Source organism: Paenibacillus sp. J22FR5 (assembly GCF_059691975.1).
This window is the reverse complement of the sequence record NZ_JCAUAN010000035.1, coordinates 24,371-46,827: the sequence shown is the minus strand read 5'-3', so window position 1 is coordinate 46,827 and position 22,457 is coordinate 24,371. Positions and strand designations below refer to the sequence as shown.

General features: G+C 48.3%; 29 protein-coding genes and 1 riboswitch. Of the genes, 15 read left to right on the top strand and 14 right to left on the bottom strand.

Features of this window, described 5'->3' with window-relative positions; translation table 11 throughout:
- Window positions 1-5: 5 nt before the first annotated feature.
- Window positions 6-623: a DUF3298 and DUF4163 domain-containing protein gene (locus AC58P7_RS28670; RefSeq protein WP_497349120.1), complete on the bottom strand. Its 618-nt coding sequence runs from the start codon at window positions 621-623 to the stop codon at window positions 6-8.
- A 199-nt stretch (window positions 624-822) separates the two neighbouring features.
- Window positions 823-990, bottom strand: coding sequence for a hypothetical protein (locus AC58P7_RS28665; RefSeq protein ID WP_497349118.1), 168 nt, complete (start codon window positions 988-990; stop codon window positions 823-825).
- Window positions 991-1,182: 192 nt separating this feature from the next.
- Between AC58P7_RS28665 and AC58P7_RS28660 the strand changes: the two genes are divergently transcribed.
- Window positions 1,183-1,752, top strand: a complete 570-nt coding sequence (locus AC58P7_RS28660; protein ID WP_497349116.1) for a pyridoxamine 5'-phosphate oxidase family protein — start codon at window positions 1,183-1,185, stop codon at window positions 1,750-1,752.
- Between the two features lie 38 nt (window positions 1,753-1,790).
- Window positions 1,791-2,219: a spore germination protein gene (locus tag AC58P7_RS28655; RefSeq protein ID WP_497349114.1), complete on the top strand. Its 429-nt coding sequence runs from the start codon at window positions 1,791-1,793 to the stop codon at window positions 2,217-2,219.
- A 104-nt stretch (window positions 2,220-2,323) separates the two neighbouring features.
- On the opposite strand, the gene AC58P7_RS28650 is transcribed toward AC58P7_RS28655, so the two are convergent.
- The gene (locus tag AC58P7_RS28650) at window positions 2,324-2,716 is read right to left on the bottom strand and encodes an acyl-CoA thioesterase (protein WP_497349112.1); all 393 of its coding nucleotides are present in this window, start codon (window positions 2,714-2,716) and stop codon (window positions 2,324-2,326) included.
- A gap of 263 nt (window positions 2,717-2,979) precedes the next feature.
- Here AC58P7_RS28650 and fumC point away from each other — a divergent pair, with 263 nt between their 5' ends.
- Both fumC and AC58P7_RS28640 read left to right on the top strand, forming a co-directional pair.
- On the top strand, window positions 2,980-4,371 hold the full coding sequence (gene fumC / locus AC58P7_RS28645) for a class II fumarate hydratase (protein WP_497349110.1): 1,392 nt from the start codon (window positions 2,980-2,982) through the stop codon (window positions 4,369-4,371).
- A 120-nt stretch (window positions 4,372-4,491) separates the two neighbouring features.
- Entirely contained in the window at window positions 4,492-5,337 is an 846-nt protein-coding gene (locus tag AC58P7_RS28640) for a CheR family methyltransferase (RefSeq protein WP_497349109.1), read from the top strand.
- 64 nt (window positions 5,338-5,401) lie between these two features.
- On the opposite strand, the gene AC58P7_RS28635 is transcribed toward AC58P7_RS28640, so the two are convergent.
- Both AC58P7_RS28635 and AC58P7_RS28630 read right to left on the bottom strand, forming a co-directional pair.
- Window positions 5,402-5,581 carry a cold-shock protein gene (locus tag AC58P7_RS28635; protein ID WP_497349165.1) on the bottom strand — a complete coding sequence of 60 codons (180 nt, stop codon included), beginning with the start codon at window positions 5,579-5,581 and terminating at the stop codon, window positions 5,402-5,404.
- A gap of 86 nt (window positions 5,582-5,667) precedes the next feature.
- A complete protein-coding gene (locus tag AC58P7_RS28630) occupies window positions 5,668-5,868 on the bottom strand; it encodes a cold-shock protein (protein WP_028555458.1) in 201 nt (66 codons plus the stop codon).
- Between the two features lie 223 nt (window positions 5,869-6,091).
- Window positions 6,092-6,188, top strand: a riboswitch (purine riboswitch).
- A 60-nt stretch (window positions 6,189-6,248) separates the two neighbouring features.
- Between AC58P7_RS28630 and AC58P7_RS28625 the strand changes: the two genes are divergently transcribed.
- Entirely contained in the window at window positions 6,249-7,613 is a 1,365-nt protein-coding gene (locus tag AC58P7_RS28625) for an 8-oxoguanine deaminase (RefSeq protein WP_497349107.1), read from the top strand.
- Between the two features lie 53 nt (window positions 7,614-7,666).
- Here AC58P7_RS28625 and AC58P7_RS28620 read toward each other — a convergent pair whose 3' ends face one another.
- Both AC58P7_RS28620 and AC58P7_RS28615 read right to left on the bottom strand, forming a co-directional pair.
- Window positions 7,667-8,032 (bottom strand): hypothetical protein, encoded by a 366-nt coding sequence (locus AC58P7_RS28620; protein ID WP_497349105.1) that lies wholly within the window; start codon window positions 8,030-8,032, stop codon window positions 7,667-7,669.
- A gap of 117 nt (window positions 8,033-8,149) precedes the next feature.
- Window positions 8,150-9,670 (bottom strand): copper amine oxidase N-terminal domain-containing protein, encoded by a 1,521-nt coding sequence (locus AC58P7_RS28615; protein WP_497349103.1) that lies wholly within the window; start codon window positions 9,668-9,670, stop codon window positions 8,150-8,152.
- Window positions 9,671-9,827: 157 nt separating this feature from the next.
- Here AC58P7_RS28615 and AC58P7_RS28610 point away from each other — a divergent pair, with 157 nt between their 5' ends.
- The 4 genes from AC58P7_RS28610 (at window position 9,828) to AC58P7_RS28595 (ending at window position 14,252) form a co-directional block, all read left to right on the top strand.
- Window positions 9,828-10,370, top strand: a complete 543-nt coding sequence (locus AC58P7_RS28610) for an NfeD family membrane protein (protein WP_497349101.1) — start codon at window positions 9,828-9,830, stop codon at window positions 10,368-10,370.
- Between the two features lie 44 nt (window positions 10,371-10,414).
- Window positions 10,415-11,857, top strand: a complete 1,443-nt coding sequence (locus AC58P7_RS28605) for a flotillin family protein (protein ID WP_497349099.1) — start codon at window positions 10,415-10,417, stop codon at window positions 11,855-11,857.
- A gap of 322 nt (window positions 11,858-12,179) precedes the next feature.
- Entirely contained in the window at window positions 12,180-13,685 is a 1,506-nt protein-coding gene (locus tag AC58P7_RS28600) for an HD domain-containing phosphohydrolase (RefSeq protein ID WP_497349097.1), read from the top strand.
- Window positions 13,686-13,724: 39 nt separating this feature from the next.
- On the top strand, window positions 13,725-14,252 hold the full coding sequence (locus AC58P7_RS28595) for a YfiT family bacillithiol transferase (protein ID WP_497349095.1): 528 nt from the start codon (window positions 13,725-13,727) through the stop codon (window positions 14,250-14,252).
- A 110-nt stretch (window positions 14,253-14,362) separates the two neighbouring features.
- On the opposite strand, the gene AC58P7_RS28590 is transcribed toward AC58P7_RS28595, so the two are convergent.
- Window positions 14,363-15,682 (bottom strand): hypothetical protein, encoded by a 1,320-nt coding sequence (locus AC58P7_RS28590; RefSeq protein ID WP_497349093.1) that lies wholly within the window; start codon window positions 15,680-15,682, stop codon window positions 14,363-14,365.
- Window positions 15,669-16,235: an RNA polymerase sigma factor gene (locus AC58P7_RS28585; protein WP_497349091.1), complete on the bottom strand. Its 567-nt coding sequence runs from the start codon at window positions 16,233-16,235 to the stop codon at window positions 15,669-15,671. The genes AC58P7_RS28590 and AC58P7_RS28585 overlap by 14 nt, the downstream gene beginning before the upstream one ends.
- Before the next feature lie 344 nt (window positions 16,236-16,579).
- Between AC58P7_RS28585 and AC58P7_RS28580 the strand changes: the two genes are divergently transcribed.
- The 4 genes from AC58P7_RS28580 to AC58P7_RS28565 all read left to right on the top strand — a co-directional run bounded on the left by AC58P7_RS28580 (window position 16,580) and on the right by AC58P7_RS28565 (window position 18,345).
- Complete coding sequence (locus AC58P7_RS28580) at window positions 16,580-17,029, top strand: hypothetical protein (RefSeq protein WP_497349089.1); 450 nt, start codon at window positions 16,580-16,582, stop codon at window positions 17,027-17,029.
- 208 nt (window positions 17,030-17,237) lie between these two features.
- Window positions 17,238-17,543 (top strand): S-layer homology domain-containing protein, encoded by a 306-nt coding sequence (locus AC58P7_RS28575; protein ID WP_497349087.1) that lies wholly within the window; start codon window positions 17,238-17,240, stop codon window positions 17,541-17,543.
- Entirely contained in the window at window positions 17,491-17,736 is a 246-nt protein-coding gene (locus AC58P7_RS28570; RefSeq protein WP_497349169.1) for a hypothetical protein, read from the top strand. The genes AC58P7_RS28575 and AC58P7_RS28570 overlap by 53 nt, the downstream gene beginning before the upstream one ends.
- Window positions 17,737-17,853: 117 nt before the next feature.
- Window positions 17,854-18,345 (top strand): GAF domain-containing protein, encoded by a 492-nt coding sequence (locus tag AC58P7_RS28565; protein ID WP_497349085.1) that lies wholly within the window; start codon window positions 17,854-17,856, stop codon window positions 18,343-18,345.
- 63 nt (window positions 18,346-18,408) lie between these two features.
- Here the strand turns inward: AC58P7_RS28565 and AC58P7_RS28560 are convergent, their stop codons facing one another.
- The 3 genes from AC58P7_RS28560 to AC58P7_RS28550 all read right to left on the bottom strand — a co-directional run bounded on the left by AC58P7_RS28560 (window position 18,409) and on the right by AC58P7_RS28550 (window position 19,578).
- Complete coding sequence (locus AC58P7_RS28560; RefSeq protein WP_497349083.1) at window positions 18,409-18,666, bottom strand: response regulator transcription factor; 258 nt, start codon at window positions 18,664-18,666, stop codon at window positions 18,409-18,411.
- A gap of 148 nt (window positions 18,667-18,814) precedes the next feature.
- Window positions 18,815-19,144 carry a carboxymuconolactone decarboxylase family protein gene (locus AC58P7_RS28555; protein WP_497349081.1) on the bottom strand — a complete coding sequence of 110 codons (330 nt, stop codon included), beginning with the start codon at window positions 19,142-19,144 and terminating at the stop codon, window positions 18,815-18,817.
- A 50-nt stretch (window positions 19,145-19,194) separates the two neighbouring features.
- The gene (locus AC58P7_RS28550) at window positions 19,195-19,578 is read right to left on the bottom strand and encodes a tautomerase family protein (protein WP_497349079.1); all 384 of its coding nucleotides are present in this window, start codon (window positions 19,576-19,578) and stop codon (window positions 19,195-19,197) included.
- Window positions 19,579-19,691: 113 nt separating this feature from the next.
- Between AC58P7_RS28550 and AC58P7_RS28545 the strand changes: the two genes are divergently transcribed.
- Window positions 19,692-20,579: a LysR family transcriptional regulator gene (locus AC58P7_RS28545; RefSeq protein WP_497349077.1), complete on the top strand. Its 888-nt coding sequence runs from the start codon at window positions 19,692-19,694 to the stop codon at window positions 20,577-20,579.
- Here AC58P7_RS28545 and AC58P7_RS28540 read toward each other — a convergent pair.
- Complete coding sequence (locus AC58P7_RS28540) at window positions 20,576-21,241, bottom strand: thiamine diphosphokinase (RefSeq protein WP_497349075.1); 666 nt, start codon at window positions 21,239-21,241, stop codon at window positions 20,576-20,578. The two genes, AC58P7_RS28545 and AC58P7_RS28540, sit on opposite strands and share 4 nt — an antisense overlap.
- Before the next feature lie 122 nt (window positions 21,242-21,363).
- A complete protein-coding gene (locus AC58P7_RS28535; RefSeq protein ID WP_477589110.1) occupies window positions 21,364-21,597 on the bottom strand; it encodes a hypothetical protein in 234 nt (77 codons plus the stop codon).
- Between the two features lie 121 nt (window positions 21,598-21,718).
- Here AC58P7_RS28535 and AC58P7_RS28530 point away from each other — a divergent pair, with 121 nt between their 5' ends.
- Window positions 21,719-22,456 (top strand): DUF554 domain-containing protein, encoded by a 738-nt coding sequence (locus tag AC58P7_RS28530; RefSeq protein ID WP_497349073.1) that lies wholly within the window; start codon window positions 21,719-21,721, stop codon window positions 22,454-22,456.
- Window position 22,457: the final 1 nt, after the last annotated feature.

Here is a 22,457-nt window from a genome sequence, read left to right as displayed (position 1 = left end):
TGTCTTTAGTACATCATCGCACCAAGAGGACCATCCTCTGCAATGATATCCTGCAGCGCATACACCGAAATCGGGAAATAGAGGAACCCGTACACATAAGCGGCTAGCTCATAGACTTGAAAATAAACTACCAGCGATTTATCCGCAACATAGAAATCCTGATCAGGACGAATGCCTTTAAATTCAACCAACAAAGGAATATCACGCAGCTGGAGTTCAGCTGAAATAATGGCACTAAGCTTAGCAACGTAATCGCTGCCTGGTTTGAATAATTCCTTCAGCGTATAGCTTTTGCCTGTTTCCGTGCTGAAGGTCAACGAATTTTGAATCGTGAGTCCATGGGCTCCACCCGAAAAAGCATAATTGATCAACGACAAACTAAGAACACGGCGTTCATTCGTTTTGATTTCATAATAAGCCGTCACATCGGTCATGGGGTTTTGCGGGTATCCCTGATCATGCAGTTGCTTATTCACGGCATCTACAATCGTTGTGTTGATTTTATGCTGCACCATGGGAGGGCTCAAATGAATAACAGCGGGGTACAACAGATTTAATTTGTCCTTCAGCACCTTATACGTTTGTATGCTTACGGGTTGGTGCTCCAAATCCAAGTCGTTCATGATTCATCATCCCTACGTTTTTGCTACACCATATTCGAAAGATGGGCGTTTGGTTCAACGATTGGCATAGAATTACCATGAAAAAGAAAAAGAGCTCTCCCTTCATCGCGTTTAAACGAGGGGAAAGCTCTTTTTCATGTAGGCTGGGATGCCATATTTGCATCGACGGAGGCCCTTTATGCTGTGGAACTGAAGCGGATTATTCCTGTGAGGAGGTTTCCTCGTTCTCGCTGTCATTCGTTGTTGCACTTTGCAGCATAGAAGACAATTCCTCTACCTGTTGCTTCGATTGGCTGTCTTCGGCATTCGCCTCAGCAGCATTAATCGCATGACTCACTACGTCGTCGTTACTATTGGTCGTTGACATGGTACAATCACCTCCTCTAAGATTCACTAAATAAGTATCCCTCGGCTTATCCGAAACTATGCAAAGTATGGAAAATTACTTATGAATGGTTTTGTTATAGGAATTTCCTATCAAGAGTGCATCAAATACATATTTCACAAATAGGGGGGAGGAGCACATAATAGAAGAAAATGGAAAGAGGGTGAGTGCGATATGGGAAAATCATTCGAAGCTCTACTACCGGAGCATGAGGCGTTTATCGCCAAGCAGCATATATTTTTCGTTGGATCAGCACCGTTATCTGCGGAAGGGCATGTCAATATTTCGCCAAAGGGGCATGACGTACTGCGGGTTCTATCGGTAAATAAAGTGGCATATTTAGACCTAACGGGGAGCGGAAATGAAACCAGCGCGCATCTAGCGGAAAATGGCCGCATCACCATCATGTTCATGGCCATCGAAGGACCACCTCAAATTATAAGGCTGTATGGCAAAGGCAGCGTTGTATTGCCTGACTCTGACGAGTGGGATCGGCTGGCGCCTAAGTTCGAGTTGCTGCCAGGTGTGCGACAGATCATGGTCGTAGATATCCATGAGGTGAAGTCGTCTTGCGGCTACAGCATTCCTTTTTATACCTATGAGGGTGAACGGAAAACGCTGCAGAACTGGGCGACCAAGCAAGGTGATGAAGGACTGCTTGACTACTGGCAAGCGAAAAACATGACGAGCATGGACGGACTCCCAACACCGATTGGCCAAAAGTTATCCACAGATAATATGTGAGATGTATATGTATAAATTTCCAATAGTTTCACCATAGGATGCATAATTACATCCAAGCACAGACGCCAGAAGAAGCACTGGAGGGCTTATTGAACGGGGATGCCTTGCTATGCATTTCTGGCGAGATGTCAGGGTTGTTGTTCCCATTTTCTCAAAAAGTGAAGCGTGGTATTAGCGTTTCTGAGAATGAGAAAGTGATTCGAGGTCCGAAAGAATCCTTCGTAGAAGATGTATGGACGAACTTGTCGTTAATCCGTCAGCGCATTAAAAGCGAAAATCTGGTCATGGAGCAATTTGTTATCGGAAGTGAGTCACGTACGATTGTCCTTCTGCTCTATATGAAGGGTCGCTGTGACCCTGAGAATTTTCCTGAATCGTGTTATTTCATGCGGAAGCTGGTCGAATTTGTACCTGATGCGCCGCCTCTTGGTCATTGTCCGATCACACGTCCTTCAACAATGCTATAGCTTATGAGAGTGCAGGTGAATAACCGATAACCGATAGAGTAAATAGATAGAGTAAATAGATAGAGTAAATAGATAGAGCAAACTACTGTTAGGCTGCGAGCTACTTAGGCAAAATACTTCCTTAACTCCGCCGGGGCCTCCCGGCTTGTACGCGCCACACTGTCCATCGTTACACTCGTGACGAGCGCATCAGCGCACAGCTCACCTTGCCCATTGCGGATCTCTTGTTGCAGCACATAGCTTGAGCGGCCTATCTTCTCAGGTCGGCAGCTGACGGTTAAATGGTCGCCTTGCTTGCACTCTTTTCGGTAGTTAATGTTGATGTTCACCGTCACGGTTTGAATACCGAGCGAACCAAAAGTCTCGTAAGATAGCGCACAGGCCTCATACCATTCCTCACGCCCCCATTCGAGATACTCCAAATATTTGGCATTATTCACATGCCCATTCACATCAATCTCTGTGGAGCGGACGATGATAGCTAGCTTTGTTTCCATATGTAAATCTCCTTTTGTTTTGTTGTAGTACCAATAAAGCATAATATTAAGCATAAAAGTTGTACCAAATACAACTTAGCATTGGCAGTGGTAGGCCAATATTCACCATTATAGCTCGCCCGCTAGTAGGATAACCAGATGCGGCTCATAACACACCAATTATGGGGGAAACTATGCGAGGCGTGTTTACGCTTACCAACGTGGGGTTATTCGTGTGAACGAAGTAATGATGATGTAGTTTGGACTGACCAAGGAGGGCATGTATGACGGAAGAATATCGGATAGAACGTGATACCATGGGGGAAATCAGAGTACCTGTGGATAAGTTATGGGGGGCTCAGACTCAGCGCAGCTTCGAAAATTTCAAAATCGGCACGGAGCGTATGCCGCCAAGATTAATAAGCGCCTTCGCGCTGCTCAAAAAAGCTGCCGCTCATGTCAACCGCGACCTCGGCGGGTTGCCGCCAGAGAAGTCGGAGGCGATCGCGCAAGCGGCCGACGAAATCGTACAAGGCCGCTGGAACGACGAGTTCCCGCTCGTCGTCTGGCAGACGGGCAGCGGGACGCAGTCGAACATGAACGTCAACGAGGTGATCGCCCGCCGAGGCAGCGAACTGCTCGGGGATGGCGCTCAGCGCATTCATCCCAACGATGATGTGAATCGTTCGCAGAGCTCGAACGATACGTTCCCGACCGCGATGCACGTGGCCGGTGTCATCGCGGTAGAGCAAGAGCTGCTGCCTGCGCTGGAGCTGCTGCAGGCAACGCTGTACACCAAGATGTCGGCCTTCGCCGACATCGTCAAGATCGGCCGCACCCACCTGCAGGACGCTACCCCGCTGACGCTGGGGCAGGAGATCAGCGGGTGGTGGGCGATGCTGGACATGACGGCGCGCATGGTGCGCAGCGCCGTCGATACGATGCGCGAGCTCGCGATCGGCGGCACCGCCGTCGGCACGGGGCTGAACGCGCATCCCGAGTTCGGCGCCCGCGTCGCCGAAGTGCTGACTCGCGAGACGGGCACACGCTTCGTCTCGGCCGAGAACAAATATCATGCGCTGACCAGCCATGATCAGATCGTTTACGCCCACGGCGCGCTGAAGGCGCTGGCGGCGAACTTAATGAAGATAGCCAACGATGTTCGCTGGCTATCGAGCGGCCCCCGCTGCGGAATCGGTGAAATCACGATTCCGGAGAACGAGCCCGGCAGCTCGATTATGCCGGGCAAGGTCAACCCCACACAATGCGAAGCGATGACGATGGTCGTATGCCAGGTCATGGGCAACGATGCAGCCATCGGCTTCGCCGCCAGCCAAGGCAATTTCGAGCTGAATGTGTTCAAGCCCGTGATCATCCTGGGCTTCCTGCAGTCCGTGCGGCTGCTGGCCGATAGCATGCGCTCGTTCAACGACCATTGCCTCGCAGGGATGGAGCCGAATCGTGCGGTGATTCAGCGCAATCTAGAACAATCGCTCATGCTGGTTACAGCCCTCAACCCGTATATCGGGTATGAGAAGGCAGCCAGTATTGCGAAGCAAGCTCACAAGGAAGGGCTGACACTGAAGGAGTCTGCGGTGCGCAGCGGCTACTTAACAGCTGAGCAATTCGACAGCTACGTCCGGCCGGAAGAGATGGTCCATCCGAAGGCCGATTAAGGTTGCTTTGAATGACATATTCTTTTTAACACCAATTCCGATCTGAATACTCTTTCTAGTCATGTTGTGTGATATAGTAAAAGAATAACTTTTACTGTTGACAGTACTAGGAGACCCTCCATGAAAATAGAAGAATTCCCGTACGATGAGCTGCAAAAGATCGAGATTAATCTACTTCTAGAGGGTTTGTTTCAGATGTATGGATTCGATTTCCGCCAGTATGTGCGTTCCTCATTGCGCAGACGCATACTCAATCGGATGAGCTTGGAGAGATTGCCGACAATCACCTCTCTTTTAGAAAAAGCGCTGCATGAACCTGGGTTTGTTGATGTGTTATTGAATGACATGTCGATTCGGGTGACGGAGATGTTTCGAGATCCGAGCTTTTTTCGAGCTTTCCGAGAAGAGGTCGTGCCGATGCTTCGGAATTACCCGGAAATCAGAATTTGGCATGCAGGCTGTGCAACGGGGGAAGAAGTGTATTCGATGGCCATTCTGATGGAAGAAGAGGGCTTGGCGGAGAGAACGACCATCTATGCCACAGATATGAATCAGGGAGCGATTAAAACTGCGCAGAGGGGAGCATTTCCGCTGAAGCAGATGCAGACCTACACGAAGAATTATCTGGAAGCGGGCGGGAAGAAGGCATTTTCGGCGTATTATGATACAGATCATCTGTATGCGTATTTTCAACCGCTCATGAAGGAAAATGTGATCTTTGCCCAACACAATCTTGTTACGGACGGCTCGTTCAACGAATTTCACGTCATTCTGTGCAGAAATGTTCTGATCTATTTCGATCATCAGCTGCAGAAGCAGGTTCACGGTCTTTTTTATGGCAGTCTGACGTCAGGCGGATATTTGGGATTAGGTAAAAAGGAATCGATTCTGTTCGTACCTGAAGGTGTGAAGTATGCGGATTGTGTGGCGAAAGAGCGCATCTATCAGAAGAGCCCAATAAGGTGAATATAAAAAAGCTCTCAACAACTCCAATAGAAGTCGGTGAGAGCTTTTTCTTACGATCACGTATTCATCGCCTGCTGCTTGTGTTCGATAAGGTGGGGAGCATCTTTAAATCCTTGACCATGGATGAATTGCAAATCGGACATGCGGGACTATCGGCGAATGAAAAGTTATCTCTCATCCAGCAAGAGCACTGATCGGTGCTGCAGGTCCAGATGCTGGTTTGTTCTTCCGGTACTGGTTCCAATGATTTTTTTGAAAAGTACAAATGAACTCCTCCTTGTCATGTTAGACGCTGACGCGCAAGCAGTTAAAGCAATATGTGATGAAGGACTACAGCTTGACTACATTTTCAGCTTGCGGTCCGCGGTTACCTTGAACAACTTCAAATTGAACACGTTGGCCTTCATCCAAGCTTTTGAAACCTTCTCCTGTAATGGCGCTGAAATGAACGAATACGTCATTACCGCCTTCCATTTCGATAAAACCAAACCCTTTTTCTGCGTTAAACCACTTCACTGTACCTGTTTCCATGTGTTCATAAACCTCCAACAATAATTTGTGCCTGCGCTCCTCATCGGCGGAATCAACTCGTTCCGAAGAGCTTGTAAATCAATAACGCAGCTTTGATAATATATCCATTATTAGGGAAGCTTATTCCACTTTTCTGAAAAAACATCAGAGTTATTTTCAGACAGCGATGCCTCTTGACGTTTCCTTGCCTGTTGCTCTATACTGATCCTAAATTTAACAAATGCTTTGCGACAATTTCATAGTTCGTATAACCTCGATAATTCGGTTCGGGGGCTCTACTGGGAACCTAAATCCTAACTACGAACACAATATATGTGTATATTGTGTTTGTGGTTAGGATTTTTTTGGTTCCCTATTTTTATTTGAGGAGGATGAAAAAAATGGGTTCAATCTTGATTCGAAATGCCAAGGCTATTGTAACCGTGGATGCGAGCGATCGCGTGTTAGAACAGGCTGACCTGCTCATTGAGGGAAATCAGATTGTAGAGATGGGGAAGGGCCTATCTCCGAAGGATTCCAATACGCAAATCATTGATGCATCGAACATGTTCGTGTACCCTGGCCTCATTAACGTCCATCATCATTTGTACCAGACGTTTACGCGCAACCTGCCGCAGGTGCAGAAGCTCGAGCTGTTCGACTGGCTTCGCTATCTGTATGAGATCTGGAAAGGCCTTACGCCGGATGCTGTTTATCACAGCTCTCTTACAGGTATTGCTGACCTGATGAAAAACGGTTGTACGACTGTATTTGACCATCATTATGTATTTCCTGAGCGAAATAGCGCCCATTTCATCGACAAACAGTTCGAAGCGGCGGATCGCTTGGGCATTCGTTTCGTTGCATCCCGCGGTTCGATGACGCTAGGCAAAGATCAAGGCGGATTGCCGCCGATGAGTGTCGTGCAAGACATCGGCACGATCCTCGCGGATAGTGAGCGGCTTATTGACCGCTATCACGACGCCAGCGCAGGCTCAATGCGGCAGATCGTACTTGCTCCTTGCTCGCCGTTCAGTGTTTCCGCAGATATTCTGCTGGAATCCGCGAAGCTTGCAAGAGCCAAAGGCGTGCGCTTGCACACGCATCTCGCCGAGACGAAGAACGAGGAGGCCTACACGCTCGAACGATTTGGCATGCGGCCGCTCGCCTACATGGAGAGCTTGGGGTGGCTAGGCTCCGACGTGTGGTACGCGCATGGCATTCATTTCAACGATGACGAAATGAGGCTGCTCGCGCAAACGAAGACGGGCATTGCCCATTGTCCGATTTCCAATATGAAACTCTCCTCTGGCATTGCTAGAGTCCCTGAAATGCTGGAGATGGGCATTCCAGTCGGCTTAGCTGTCGACGGTAGTGCTTCAAATGATGGCTCGAATCTGCTTGAAGAGCTTCGTGTTTCCTATCTCCTGCACAGACTTCAATCCAGCGCTCAGGCGCCAACCGGCTATGATTTATTAAAGGTAGCAACAAGAGGCGGAGCTGAGATCTTGGGCAGAACCGATATTGGCTCTCTAGAGGTAGGCAAATCTGCCGACTTATTCATGGTACGTGTCGATCATATCGACGCGGTAGGCACACACACAGATGCCAAGTCCTGGCTAGGGACGGTAGGACTTAAACGAGCCGTTGATTATACGATCGTGAATGGCAGGGTCGTTGTGAAGGACGGAGTGCTGACCGGGGCAGACGAGGAGAAGCTATTTAACGAATGTCAAGCTTCGTACGAACGGTTCATTCAGTCTTAAACACAAAAGCTCACCCCCCTTGGCACTGAGGCCTTGAGGAGCGAGCTTTTGTTTTAGGAAAGCAGAAGAATGACTAATAATTCAAAGAGCACGAGCGTCATAATCTGGTTATATTGCGCTGGTGTATAAATCGGTCTGTGATGTCCAGGATGATGTCCGTGATGGTCCACGTGTAGATAAACATGATGACCGTCTGCGTTAATTATGACCCCTTCATGTGTGTGCCCATCGATCGTGGTGATGCGGACCTTACGGCCTATGTGCGGATGAAGAGCATGCATGACGTGGTCTCTCTTTTGTTTCATCATGTGCTGCCAATTAGGTTCTGCTTGGTACACAACATGATGTCCATGATGACCTTGTTGAACTTGACCGTGATGTCCTTGTGGCCCATGAGGATGCATAGGGTTTGTATACATAAACGTTCACTCCTTCTCGTGCGACTGCGTCGTGCAGCAGGCTTTTTGCCTAGGTTCATTACTAGACTATTCAGCCGTGCGAAAAGGGTGATCGCCCATGCGCTTCTTTTTTCTTTCTTAGTCTCGGTGAATAGTGACGACACGGGTGTCATCATTGAAGGAGACTTTGCAGCCAAGCTGCTCGGCAATGAAGCGAAGAGGTACAAAAGTAGAGTTGTTGGAAAGCGTTGCTGCCATCTCTAGATCAACAGAAACTCCGTTTGCGCTTGCGGTTGTGCTATCTAAAGTCAGGAGGAGTGTCTTCCCAGTTAAATAATCCGTAATCGTAACTTGTCGTAGATCCCCGTTCCAACCAACTTCAGCACCAAGTTGCTCAGAAACAAAGCGAACAGGTACCATCGTTATGCCAATGATGCCATTACTTTTAATAAATGGCTGAGGTGCATCTTCCGTTCCGCCCGAGCCGTTGGTAGCCATATTAATATCTTTTTTCGTTACTTTCAAATCATCTTTAAGCATTTTGTACAACGTGGACTGCTTATCTTGGTTAGCAAGAAGCTTAAAGATCGCCGTAGCATCCAGGCTTAGTTGAAGTGCACCAGACGTATTGATTGTGCTAGCAGTAACAGGCTTATTTAGATTCCATACCTCATTTACAAAGGAAACCTTAACCGCTGAAGCACCAATTTTCGAGTCTGTAAGCGGGAGGTTCAACGCTAAGCTTTGCTTACGGACTTGTTTATCACCATCGATGTAGACATCTGCCTGAAGGGAAGAGTTAGTGCTAAACATACCCGTTGTTGTATCTAAGGAATCTGCTAGTCCTGCTAGGAAATCGTGAATAGGGGAGTATACCACGCTAAGAGCAAGATCTTTGTTCGAAAGAATTTGCAGCGTAAGGCTTGTATCTCCACCTTTAATTTGTTCTTGGATCACAGGTGAAAGGGCATCATACAACTGGCTAAGCACTTCTTTCAAGCCTTTTTCATCCGCAAGAACGTTCGCTAGCAGCTTTTGCAGGAGAGAGGCCAATTCAGTGCCGTTAAGCTCCACATGTGCTTTTTGCAATGAGAGCGATTCGCCATTCACTTTATCCGTTACAGGGGAAATTGTAAGAGAATCTGGATCAGGGGTATTTCCTAATATAAGTCCAATGAGTGCTGGTTTAATCTCAAGAATTTTGTTGCCGAATTGTTCTTGAATCGCCTTAGGTAATAGTTTTAAGAAAGAAATATTTGCGCCGCCTAGAAGATCAATAACAATCGGCTTTTTCGCGCCGTCAATGCTGAGATTAATCTTCGTTCCTTCTGTAGCTACTTTGAAAGGAATCGTGCCTTTGCTGTAAATAATCGTGCCGTCTACTGATAGATGCTGGCTATCCTGTGTTTTTACGGCAAGCTCAACCTTCACGTTCTGCAGGGCAGCAAGTGCTGCTTTTTCTTCTGCTGTTAGCTTTGAGGCATCGCCAGGAACGAGCTCAAGCTGAAGTAGGCCTTTTGACTCGGAGGACGTCACGTTCGCATCATTCTGAATGGCTTTCGCGAGTTCTAAGCCTTGTATTGATTGACAACCTGTTAGCATCAACATCATGATTACCATTGCTGCTGAAATTAGCCAAGTCCATTTTTTTGTGTACATGGGATAATCTACTCCTTCGATTTAATAGAATTAACGATAAGTCATCGAATGATTATACGCAAGTAAAATGAGAAGGATGCGCCAACAACTCCTAAATTTTCTGAAACGAAACCTTTTATTCCCAAATTCGTCTATATTTATGTGGGAGGTAAAGCCGATGATGACGTTGTTTATGGTTTGTTTTTTTGTAGGCCTCGTACTGACATTGCTCATCACACTCTTCGGTGTGGATAGCTTCGAGCTGCATGGAGATGCGGGTGGTGCGCATGGACACGGGCATGGGCACGGCGGTCCATCTATGTTCAATATGTCTTCGCTGCTCGCGGGGGTGACGGTGTTCGGCGGCATGGGCTATGTGCTAAACAAGGTCGGTATGACGAGTGCGCTGCTCATTTTGCTTCTTGCGGTGGCTGCCGGATTTGTCATGGCATGGCTCTTCTTCCTTTTGTACGCCAAGGTGATTTATAAGCACGATGACAGCATGAAGGAGAGCGATTTCGAGCTCAGCGGTCAGTTGGGGAAGCTTACGGTCCCGATAAACGGCGAGGGCATGGGCGAAATGGTGTATGTGCTCCAAGGAACCACGCGCTCGATTAGTGTTCGTTCGGAGAACGGTGAGTCCATGGCGAAAGGGACGAAGGTTGTCATTTTGAACATGAGCAAAGGTGTGGCAACGGTGACGGAATTTAGTGAATTGTAGGTCCGAGTTCAACGCGAAGTGTGAATCTAGGAGGTAATACAGGTATGTGGACTGTGCTGTATATGGTAGTAGCTATTGTTATTGTTGTTTTTATCTTACTGGCTTCGATTGTGAAAGCGTATAAGAAGGTGCCGCCGAATGAAGCGATGATCGTGTATGGCTTGGGGGGCAAAAGAGTGGTACAAGGCGGAGGGACGTTCGTGATCCCCGGCTTTCAGAGCTCTAAAACAATTTCTATGATGCTCATGAGTTTCGATGTGAAGCCTGAGCAGCCGATGTTCTCTCAGCAAGGGATTCGTCTTAAGATCGAAGCAGTCGCGCAGATCAAAATCCAAAGTGATCCCATCGCGATCGCAACCGCTTCCGAGCAATTCCTCGACCATACGATGGCGGAGCGGGAGACGATGATTTTACATTCCGTAGAAGGGCATTTACGGGGGTTAGTTGGGCAATTGACAGTAGAGTCCATTCTCAAGAATCCGGATGAGCTCAATAGCAAGATGAGGGAAACGTGTTCAGAGGATTTGGATAAAATGGGACTCAACCTCATTTCCTTCGTGCTCAAACGCGTGGCGGACGATCAGGGCTACATCGAGAACCTCGGTGTGCCAGAGGTAGAGCGAATTCGCAAAAGCGCTAGCATTGCTAGAGCTGAGGTAGAGCGGGATATCCTCATTCGCCAAGCGGATACGGAGAAGGAGTCGGCTATTCGTAAGGCGGAAGCGCATCAATTAATGATTGAAGCGGAGAGCGCCGCGTCAGCGAAGGAGGCACAATACCGTAAGGAGCTCAGCATGAAGGAGGCCGAGTTTAAGCAGGAGACGACGAGTCGTCAGGCGGAAGCTGATTTGGCTTATGAATTGAAGCAAAAGCAAATTCAGCAGTTGCTCGTGACGGAACAGGTACGTATCCGTCAAATGGAAGCGGAGGCGAACAAAACCGTTCGCCAGATCGAGGTCGAGCTGAAGCAGAAGGAGCTCGAGGCTTCTGTGATTAAACCGGCGGAAGCGGAGAAACTGGCAGCCATTATGCGCGCCGAGGTGAACAAGCAGCGACAAATTCTTGAAGCCGAGGCGGACGCGGAGTCGACGAGAAAGCGCGGCGAAGCCACGGCGGAAGCGGAGCTCGCCAAAGGGAAGGCGAACGCCGAGGTCGTGCGCCTAGCGGGGCTTGCGGAAGCGGAGGCGCTGGAGAAGAAGGCCGAAGCCTACAAGCAGTACACGCAAGCGGCGGTAACGGTGGAAATTCTCCGCATCCTGCCGGAGCTTGCGGAGAAAATTGCGGCACCGCTGAGCAACGTGGACAAAATCACCGTGATCTCACAGGACGGCTCGACGTCCGGTGTGAACCGCATTACCGGTGATATTGCTAAGATGATCGCACAGGTACCGGAAATCACCCAGACGCTCACAGGCAAAAGCGTGACCGACTTGGCACGCGCGTTCTTAGGCGCGGAAGCGGACCCGACGTTAAAGCGGGAAGGGTAGGAATTGGCGCACGCGTGAGAGGGCTAGATGGTTTTTGTGAGGTAACGCCCAAAAAAGGGCGGTACAGCCTCGTCGCGCTGCTCCCGGCTACCGTAAGACCCAAAAAAGGCCTTACACATCGCCTCCCAGATCGGCGGACACGTTACTCCAAAAGGCCACACTCTCAATTGTAGAGTGTGGCTTTTTCTTTTTGGCAGAGCAGCCAATAGGCTAGTAAATCTAGTAGAGATATCAAGCGAAAATTGTCAGATTACGATACAATAGAGGTGATGCGAGTCTACTTCGCAGTGTGAGGATAGTTTTGATAGAGACGAGGAGTAGCATGGGGATATATAGGAAATTTCTACGTGATCTTTTACGAAATTATATGATGGGTTCTAGTATCGCTGTTCTTGTTGTTGGTGGGGTTATTATATCCACGACACTTTCGATTTCCAACGTTGAGTTGGTACGTGTTTTTTTCATCATGATCTCTTCGTTATGTGTGATGATGTTAGCGGAGTTTCTCGTTTTTCGGAGACACATTAGGCCAATTCGCGAAATGATGGGGCAGGAAACGCCTGAGCTGGCGACTATCCGAGCGGCGTATCTACAGACGCATCGTTTTCCTGCCCTGTCGGTCATGCGGATCATGGGGCCGCACTTTTTGGGGCTATCTATTCCTGCTGTGACCATGGCAAGCTTAGGGATTGCGTGGGGCTGGTTGACGCTTCCTCCTTTATATATCGGACTTGCTGGCATAGGTGCCATACTTATAGCGAGTATGCATGCGTTGCTTGAATTTTTCACGACGGCGCAAGCCATTCGGCCTATGTTGATACATATCCGCGAGTTGGGACAGCGAATTTATGGCGAAGACGTCTCCTTGGATGGACGCGTTATCGTTTCGATTCAGCGGAAGTTTCAGCTTAGTGCATTTCTGATCGGCACGATGCCGCTATTTCTTTTTAGCTTAGCAACACAAATTCGATTGAGCACAAGCGTGGATTCTTCCGAGTTGATCGCTGATTATTGGAAATGGGCGGCGATTATTCTTTTGCTGGGCGTTGGCTTCTCCTCCTTAGGTGCACGCATGCTGGCAAGGGATATTCAACAGCCAATTGAAGATTTACATAGCGTGATGAAGCAAGTTCAGTCTGGTGATCTCCAAGTAAGAGCCTCCGACTTATACTCGGATGAGTTTTCCCGATTGATTGCTGGCTTTAACCATATGGTGAAGGGGCTGGATGCCCGCGAAAAAATGAACAACCAGCTCCTGCAGAGCTACTACGCTACGCTAGCTGCGGCTCTTGATGCTCGGGATGCGTACACGGCAGGGCATTCGACGCGCGTCGCCAAGTATTCCTTGATGATTGGGCGAGCGGTTAATCTGAGCGAACAGGAGCTCGATTGGTTGAACAAAACAGCGCTGCTGCACGATATCGGCAAAATCGGCGTTCGCGATGCGGTTCTGCTAAAGGATGGCCGATTAACCGATGAAGAATTCGAGCAAATCAAGCGTCACCCGGATCTGGGTGAATCGATTTTGAAGCAGATTGAGCCCGCTGAAGCGATGGCTCCCTTGCTTCCAGGCGTGCGCTCGCATCATGAGCGCTATGATGGCGCTGGTTATCCGGATGGCCTGAAGGGCCAGGATATCCCAGTGTTTGGCCGCATCATCGCGGTAGCGGATGCGTTCGATGCGATGACGTCCGATCGTCCGTATCGGAAGGGAATGGCTATCGAGAAGGCCATGGCCATTCTCGCGGAGGGGAAGGGGACCCAGTGGGATCCCCGTTTTGTTCAGGGATTTACGGATGCATACAAGGCATACTTCTCGCCAGCCTAATCAACCTTGGTTATAATAGGAGCAAAGGAGGTTGGTCATATGGATACATGGCGTTTCCCAATCGGATTGTTTGAACACGAAGGTGAAGTGTCGGAATCACAGCTCCGTCAGTGGATGGCTGACATCGAGTCAACGCCAAGCAGACTGCGTGATGCAGTCACTGGGCTCTCGGATGAGCAGCTGGACACGCCTTATCGTCCTGGAGGGTGGACGCTGCGCCAGGTGGTGCATCACGTCGCAGACAGCCATATGAACAGCTACACACGGTTCAAATTGGCGCTGACCGAAGACGAGCCGACGATTCGGCCATATTACGAGGATCGCTGGGCAGAGCTTAGCGATGGGAAGTCTGCGCCTGTAGAGCTGTCGCTAGCATTGCTAGATGCACTGCACGGCCGGTGGATGATCCTTTTACGCGATATGCAGCATGATCAGTTTGCGCGTGCCTTCGTTCATCCAGAGTCGGGCAATACGATAAGACTAGATTGGAATGTAGGTAACTATGCGTGGCATGGCAATCATCATATTGCTCACATCACGAGTTTGCGAGATCGCAAAGGTTGGTAACACCAACAAGCTCGCAACCACAACAAAACCCGCTAGTCCAAGAGGACAAAGCGGGTTTTGTTGTGCTGTCATGGAAGCGGGTTTTACATGTTCTTCTTATATTTGAGGTTCTATCGAGTTGCTACATTCTCTTGCCCTACGGGCTTCAAAGCGGCAGCGCTAACGATCCCAGCCTCAGGCGACAAATACCGATCCACCTTATCGATCCACTCCTGAACGTAGTGATCGGTGGCCCATTGCGCCATGACGAGCTGTTCCCCAGGCTGCAAATCTAAGGTAAGCTGAGGCTCGCTTCCGGGTGCCTGACCGTAGGAGTAGAATTTGAGCTTACCCTCCTCGAAGATGACCAGCATATCGTTCATCGGCGAGGTTAATGCATCCGTGGCTTGCGGCCACGAGGATTTGATATTGCTCCAGGAACAGCAGATATCGTCGTGATTAACGACTTTATCCGGCAGCTCGCGAGGGAAATTGCGAAGCACGTAATAATCAGGTCGCGTTGCTCCAGCCTTAGCTGTTTCAGCGACTTTGCCAACCCACTTGCCTGGCTCACGCTGCACCGTCCAGCTTTGCCCTGAAATCTCTCCGAGAGGGCCATCACTAAGGTTCGAAATAGCAGTAAGCTCACTAGTCATACTTGTGCCATAGACATCCATAATGGATACATGATTCTTGTCCACTGGCTTTTTGTTGAACTGCATGGTGCGCGCTTCCTTCAACTGTGGGAGTGTACGCACCCAGATGCGATCCGCATGGTAAGAGGCATTCCCGTTCCAAGCTTCCTCGGACTCAGCAATGGAAACATACTGGTTGCCTGCAAACAACAGTGTTTCAACACGATTAAACTCCTGATCCTCTGGTGTTGCGAAGCGTTCCAGTTTGGCAGGCTGATCAGCCAAATGAGCTGATAAATAATGCGACTCCCCCGTACTCGTGGTCTGTGTGAGGGAGTCAATTTTCCAGAAATTTTGCTTATACGGCATCAAAATGCCTGTTCCTTCGGAGGTTTTCTGCAATTGTCCGCGAACGGGAGCTATGAGCATTGTCCGATAAGTACTGTAACGAAGTGGTGACAGGACGCGCCCTGGGCCGCTTTTGGCAGGCTCGTGCTCCGTCCGAAGTCCAATTAGCAGTGCCGTACTGATGGGAGCCGGAGGGGGCGTGGAGACGGTTGACACCGTCATCAATTTCCCTTCGAGAGCTGCCGCTTCACTTTGCGTATGCATGGTGTGCCATGGGAAAAGAAGAACGACAGCCAGAACAGTACCCAAACCAGCGACACAGAGAATAGGCTTTACTTTAGACTTGTTTCGCTCCTTGTTTCGAATCGTTTCCTCGATGTCATGCTGAAGTTTGGAAGTGAACCCCTTCTGCCCAAGGGGTCCTTCTTCCAATTGCTTCTGGAGGTCATCCGGTTCAGGAGTTTTCAAGAGCTTCACGCTCCTTCAGACTAAGAACCTTAAGTCTGGCGTGGTGAAGCCTGGATTTAACCGTTCCTTCCGAGATGGCTAAGATAGCAGCCATTTCCTTGGTGGTCATTTGATAATGCGCATGCAGAATTAGAATTTCTCTATATTTAGCGGATAAGGACATCACTTTTTGCCAAATCTCACTTGCGTATAAATTCTCAACCGCTTCTGTTTCTGCCGAATGGGAGGTTCCTCCCGATTGGACGAAACCGACAAGGGTCACCTTGCGCCAAAATGCTTTGCGCAAATAATCGTAAGCGGTATTGCGAGTTATCGTAAGCAACCAGGTTTTAACCGCAGCTTCGCCACGGAAGGTCGTCAGATTGCGATATACTTTTAAGAAAGCATCCTGTGCAATGTCGTCGGCTGCATCTTTATTGCGACAAATGCTAAATGCGTAATTCCACACATCATTCCCGTAGGTCTCCATCAAATTGCGAAGGATGACCTTCTGATCTGTTGTTTCTGCGATGTACTTCAAATAATCAAATACATGGACACCGGTCGTCTCCAATTCTCTCACCTCTCTTATATAGACGCATGAAGTCGTGAAAAGTTCATCTCCCCAATAAAAACTTTTCCTCAGATCATTCGTACGCTGCCGGCCATTTATGCCTCATCAGAGCGTATTCCTTCATTTATCTGTTCATGCCAATATTTGAATGCGGGTATTCCTCATGACCTAGGTCGTCATTGGCAGGAAATTGCACCTCGAAAAGAGAACAGTAGAAGTAGAAACGGAAACGTTGCCAAACGGAGATAAGGTAGAAGAGGAACGTATGCGGACTAGCTTGACAACGAAGCGCTTTAGCACGCAATATGAAGGAAGGACTAGATCCTTCGGAGAGGAAGAACATCATGAATTTCGTTGAGCATATAGCAGATCATTTGCGATCCGGTCAAATAAGCAATTATCCGCAGCCGATTGCCCTAAACTTAGGTTTAGTGTACACCGTGAAGCTAGAAGACAAGAAGACGAATTTAATTTGGCTTCCTTTTGAATATACAGGTTTAGCTTACATGGATATGGGCCTGCAGGTGAACGTTTACCCTTACTATCGCGGCACAATAATTGAGGAAATTGAACTCTCCCGAGGAACAGATCTCTACAAGCCCCAAACGGAAGAAGCATTCACTAAGACCCTTTTTACGAAGGGGTATGAGCTGCACCAACTGCTACAAGAAGAGCAGTACAGTCATTTACAAGGAAGTGCACCAGATTACCTTGCTAAAATGATGTACATCGTTGACTGGATGCGTTATTACAACTCTGCCAAAGCGGTAGCAGGCGTGAAAAGAAAAGTGTAATCATCGTTCGAGATAGAGGATCTTGCTTTCTACCTAGTAGGGGGCAGGGTCTTTTTGGTATTTCATACGGCTATAGTCCCAGTAAGGGAGCTTGTCCTGCTTGGATGAATGGGCTTTTCAGCATGTTTTCAAAGACAAGTAGAAAGTTTATCCTAGAGAATGGTAGAAATCAATGCCGAAAATTTGGATAAAAATGGAGAAAATGGCGATGAAACGATGGAATAAATGGCTGACGATTGCGACAATCGGTTGCCTATTAACGATAGGTAGCCTGCAAAATAGAAGTGAAGCGGCGGGATTCAAGGACATTGGGGGACACTGGGCGGAGCAGACGATTGCTCAAATGGTGCAACAGGGATTGCTGGATGGCTTCCCAGACGGAACCTTCCGTCCGAATGAGACCGTTACCGCAGACCAATTTGTGAAAATTGTTCTGTTAGCCTTCACAGATAAGTTCCCAAATGGCGAGCGGAAGTGGAAAACAAGCTTTTTGCAATACGGAAAGCATTCGTAAATTCACGGATTTCCTGTTCGGGTATGACGCGGATATCTTTTATCGTCAGTTCACGGACGCTTGCGAAAGTGCAGTAGCGAAGGGCGTACTCGAAACGTCTACGACGCAAATTGGCAACTATTCAGTGGAAACGCGGCTGGAGTCGGATGGGCAAAACGATCGTGTTCTCCATCATTCATTCGTAAAAGAGTAAAATAGAGATCTAACTAGGACAGTCGGCTGAATCAGCCGATTGTCCTTTCATTTTTTGGCGGGAAGCCATTCATTTGGTATGATAGAAGATAGACTGGACAGAAGAGGATGATGACAGATGTTTGCCAAATCGAACTATAGTGGAACGAGAGAAGAACAATATACCTTGCTAATTGGGCAAGTTGAAGCTTTGATACATGACGAACCGAACCGCGTTGCTAATTTGGCGAACGCGTCTGCGTTGCTGGGGCAATTTCTGGAGAACGTGAACTGGGTAGGCTTCTACTTAGTAGATGAGCAGCTCGAACGGAAGGAGCTCGTGTTGGGACCTTTTCAGGGATTGCCCGCTTGCGTGCGGATCCCTTTCGGCAAAGGGGTTTGCGGTACGTCTGCGGACCGCAGGGAAACCGTGCTGGTTCCTGATGTCCACGCATTTCCCGGACATATCGCCTGCGATGCAGCTTCGCAATCGGAGATCGTAATCCCGCTTATTGCGGGTGACGAGTTTATCGGCGTGCTGGATATCGACAGCCCGATCCTCAGCCGATTCGATGCCATCGACCAGCAGTATTTGGAGCAGTTTGTGCAAAAGCTCGCCGCCGCGATGTAGCTGGAGCGCTCTATCTAAGAAGACAACGCCAACTGCTAGGCAGCTGGCGTTGTCTTCTTTTCATTATGAAGGGTAAGCGTCGGTGCTAATAATCGCGGATAAGAGCTTACGCATCGACCGTGTTCCGACCTTATCCATGATTTTCTCGATGTGTACTTTGACAGTCTTCTCACTGATAAAGCAATAATCTGCGATTTCTTTGTTACTATAACCGCGTAAAGCGATAAGACTAATAATTTCGGCTTCACGGGTCGTAAGTACGTGCTGAGATGCAAAAAGTGTGATAACAGAAGGTAGTTTGGTAGGAAGAAGATTTCTCACAAGGTTTTCTTGGACTGGGGGCATGCGTAAACGACCTCAATATCTCAATAAATGTCTAGCCTATCCTTTATTGTAACAGAGTTAGCTGGCTTATGGAGAAAAGAGAGTGTCGAATTTCCAAATTTTTATGTAATTTGTCGAATGCACGTCATTCCCATGGACGGAAAACCTCTTTACCTACCTGGATTGCAGAAGCAGTACGCGGCCAACCAACATAGAAAGCAAGATGTGTCATGACCTCGAACAATTCGGCTTCTGATAATCCATTTTCCTTCGCAAGGGTAAGATGGTAGGGCAGTTGTTTCGTATGCTCACCAGCAACTAAAGCTGCTACGGTAATCAGGCTCCGATCTCTTAACGATAAAGCTTCACTTCGCCATACATCACCGAAAAGCGTCTCTTCCGTATAACGAACAAAGTTCGGAGCAAGCTCCCCAATCGTCTCTCTAATAGTCGATGTAATAGGCGGATGGCTCACACAAATCCCTTCTTCCTTCAGTTTGATCAATAAGACGGGTTCAGACGGGCTTATATCATTTGGGCAAGCCCTCTCCCAAAGCTCCAATCCTCTCTTTCTGTCTCATGCAGAACGATGAAAATATCATCTTCACTTATCTGACATTGCGTGGAAATGTGCGCAGTTAGCCACTGGTAGAACTGACGTTTTTGCTCGGTGCTTCTTCCCGATGCTAATGAAATGTGGATATAGAGCAAACGATCCGTCCTAGTGACATTCAGATAATGGGGATCGTAATAAAACTCACTTTTGCGATGCGCATGAAAAACCTGAAAATAATCATCCTCAGGAACATGGAAATGGGCAATGAAAGCATCCTGGATACACGCACTGATCACAGGTAATTCCGCATCCGTATATTGATTTTCTACATAGCTAACACGAACGAAGGGCATAGTGCTCATCACTCCTCACACTGGATTATCCTGATTGTACATGAATTATATCCATTGATATAATTGAAAATAGTAATAATAAAATTCAATTTTATCGATGGAGTTGAGCGCGTTTGGACCTCAAAGAGCTCCTTACCTTTCGGACCATTATCCAAGAGGGATCCTTCACAAAGGCAGCAGCTAAGCTGAATTACGCACAATCTACGGTTACGAATCAGGTGCAGAGACTTGAAAAGGAGTTGGGTATAAAGCTTTTTAAGCGAGGCTGGGATGCCGTTCTAACGCCATCTGGTCGAATTTACGCAGAAGAAGTGGATGAACTGATTAAGCATTGGAATTACGTAGCTGACCGGGCGAAGGCATTGGAAAAAGAAGAAATCGGCACGCTGAATATTGGGGTCATCGAGCCAGTTATGCTGGATGCGCTACCCGCTATTCTTTCCCTATTCAGTACCTTGAAACCGAGGGTGGCTTGTCACTTTTCGACGGGAAATACGGAGCTGCTTGCGCAGGAGTTAATGGCAAATCGCATCGATTTTGCTGTCAGCGGGGAGCCCGTTGCGGCGACTAACCTGCGCTTTGAACCGTTGTATGAGGAGCACATTTCGTTCATTGTAGCTAGAGACCATCCGCTAGCAACGAAAAGCGAGCTTACGCCAGAGGACTTAGTAAAGAATCCGCTTTTCATCGGCGGAGCCAGTTGTTTGTATCATATGCGTTTGGAAAAAGAGCTGGATCACTTACCGTCACAACCATTTAAGTATACAGTGAGCCAAATTTCAGGGATACCAGCCTGTGTTCAAAGCCTACCGTCAATTGGGGTTGTACTTTCCTCAACACGAATATCGCAAGATGTGGTTTCGATACGATTCCCTATGATAAATCCGAATATTACCATTGGCATATTGCAAAATAGTAAACAAGACTACGTTTCTACGACGCAGCGCCTTTTTATACAGCTTCTCAGAGAGCACTTTACAACTAGGGATACCTCTGCCTAGTCCTTGCTCTGTATCACTAGCAATAAGCCTGACGATAGCTCGATGAGACCCTCTGGCTCAAGGAGAACATTACTGATCCCGAGCGACATCCCGATTTCAAGTGTCGCTTGATGAAGAGGATATTGGAAACCATGCAGCGTGATACCCTTGACCTCCAAGCTGAGCGGAAGCAGCGAAATATGTGTGTACGGTCCTCGTCTCACGTGTGTTGTTTGATCGATCACCATGATGAGATTGTTTGCATCCATAATCGCACAGGGAATCCCTTGCGCCATGCCCGTGCGGAGCAAATGTACATTGGCCAGTGAGTGATCGAACCGCGTGCCTAGTGCGCCGACAAGCAGGATCTGGCTTGGGTTGTGAGCGAGTGCCCAGTTAAAAGCCATCTCCGTATCCGTCAAATCCTTGTAGATGGGATCGCAATCGATGAATTCTTTGCTTGAAGCTCGAATAAGGGCAAGCTCTTCCGTTGTGACCGAATCAAAATCCCCCATCGAAATATGGGGTTTAAAGCCATTTTGAATGAGAAATAGCGCCCCCCGATCGGAGCCGACAAGGATATCATCCGTCCGAATTTCGCCTAGAACCCAATCTCCTAGTGTACCGCCTGTGATTATCATAATGCGTGTCATATCCGTATCCCCCAGGGCAAAATTAACCATGATATTCCCCTTAGTATAGCATAGATGAGCAAAAAACCGAGAAGCCATAGCGGCTGCTCGGTTTCCCTTTGCATCAATCTGGTTAAATGCGCGTCCGTGAATAGACACATGTTCAGTAAAGCTTAAGTTCGTGCATCTACACGCTTACGCATAGGGTTAAGCTCGGACTGATCGTGATCAATTTCCGCCTCATCGGCAAACCCTTGTAATTCATATGTGCTGCGCCCTAGAACAAGATCGGCGGGAAACTCATCACCTCGCTTAAGCGTGACCTCTTGCCCAGCCTCATTGGCATAAATACCGTCGGTTTCGACCGTATCACCTGTCATGGGATCCATTGTTTTGTCTTTCGACATTCCACCATGCCTCCTTTCCCGTTGCTTATCCTTACCATCTCCAACGTCGCAGGAAATTATGAGGGGAATCATGTAGAATGAGAAGGTCATTATAGATTGAACGCAAAGGGGAATGAAAGGCATGGCTTTATGGGGGACGATCGTGAATGCAGTGGCCATTATTATCGGAGGATTACTAGGCATGCTGCTGCCCCACATCTCAGAAAGGTTAAAAAACACAGTCATGCAGGGCCTAGGGCTTGCAATTACTGTGCTTGGTATTACAATGGCACTCAAATCCGATCAAATTGTGATCGTTATCATGAGTATCGTGCTTGGCGGTATTATCGGAGAACTGATGCGGATAGAAGCCAATCTCACTAAACTTGGCGACTGGCTGCAGGCCAAGATGAATAACCAGTCGAAAGCTCATCCTTCCGCAACAACCAGCATTTCGGAAGGCTTCGTCACCTGTACGCTCGTGTATTGCATCGGCGCCATGGCGATATTGGGCCCCTTGGATGGCGGCCTGCGGCATAATCACGATATTTTATATACCAAGTCGTTACTCGATGGGTTCTTATCTATCATCTTCGCATCGACCTTGGGGATTGGTGTTGTTTTCTCCGCGGCATCTGTTTTCGTGATGCAAGGAACGATCGCATTGCTTGCTACAGGGATCGCTCTGGCGTTCAGCCAAGCGTCGCTGGATGCGATGATCGTTCAGATAACCGCGGTAGGCGGCGTCCTAGTCTTCGGTGTAGGTATCAATATTTTGCAAATAAAAAAGATCAACGTAGCGAACATGCTGCCAGCACTTGTTATCGCAGCGGCTGCGGTACCTCTTCAGCAACTTATCGCTGATTGGCTCCATCACTAAA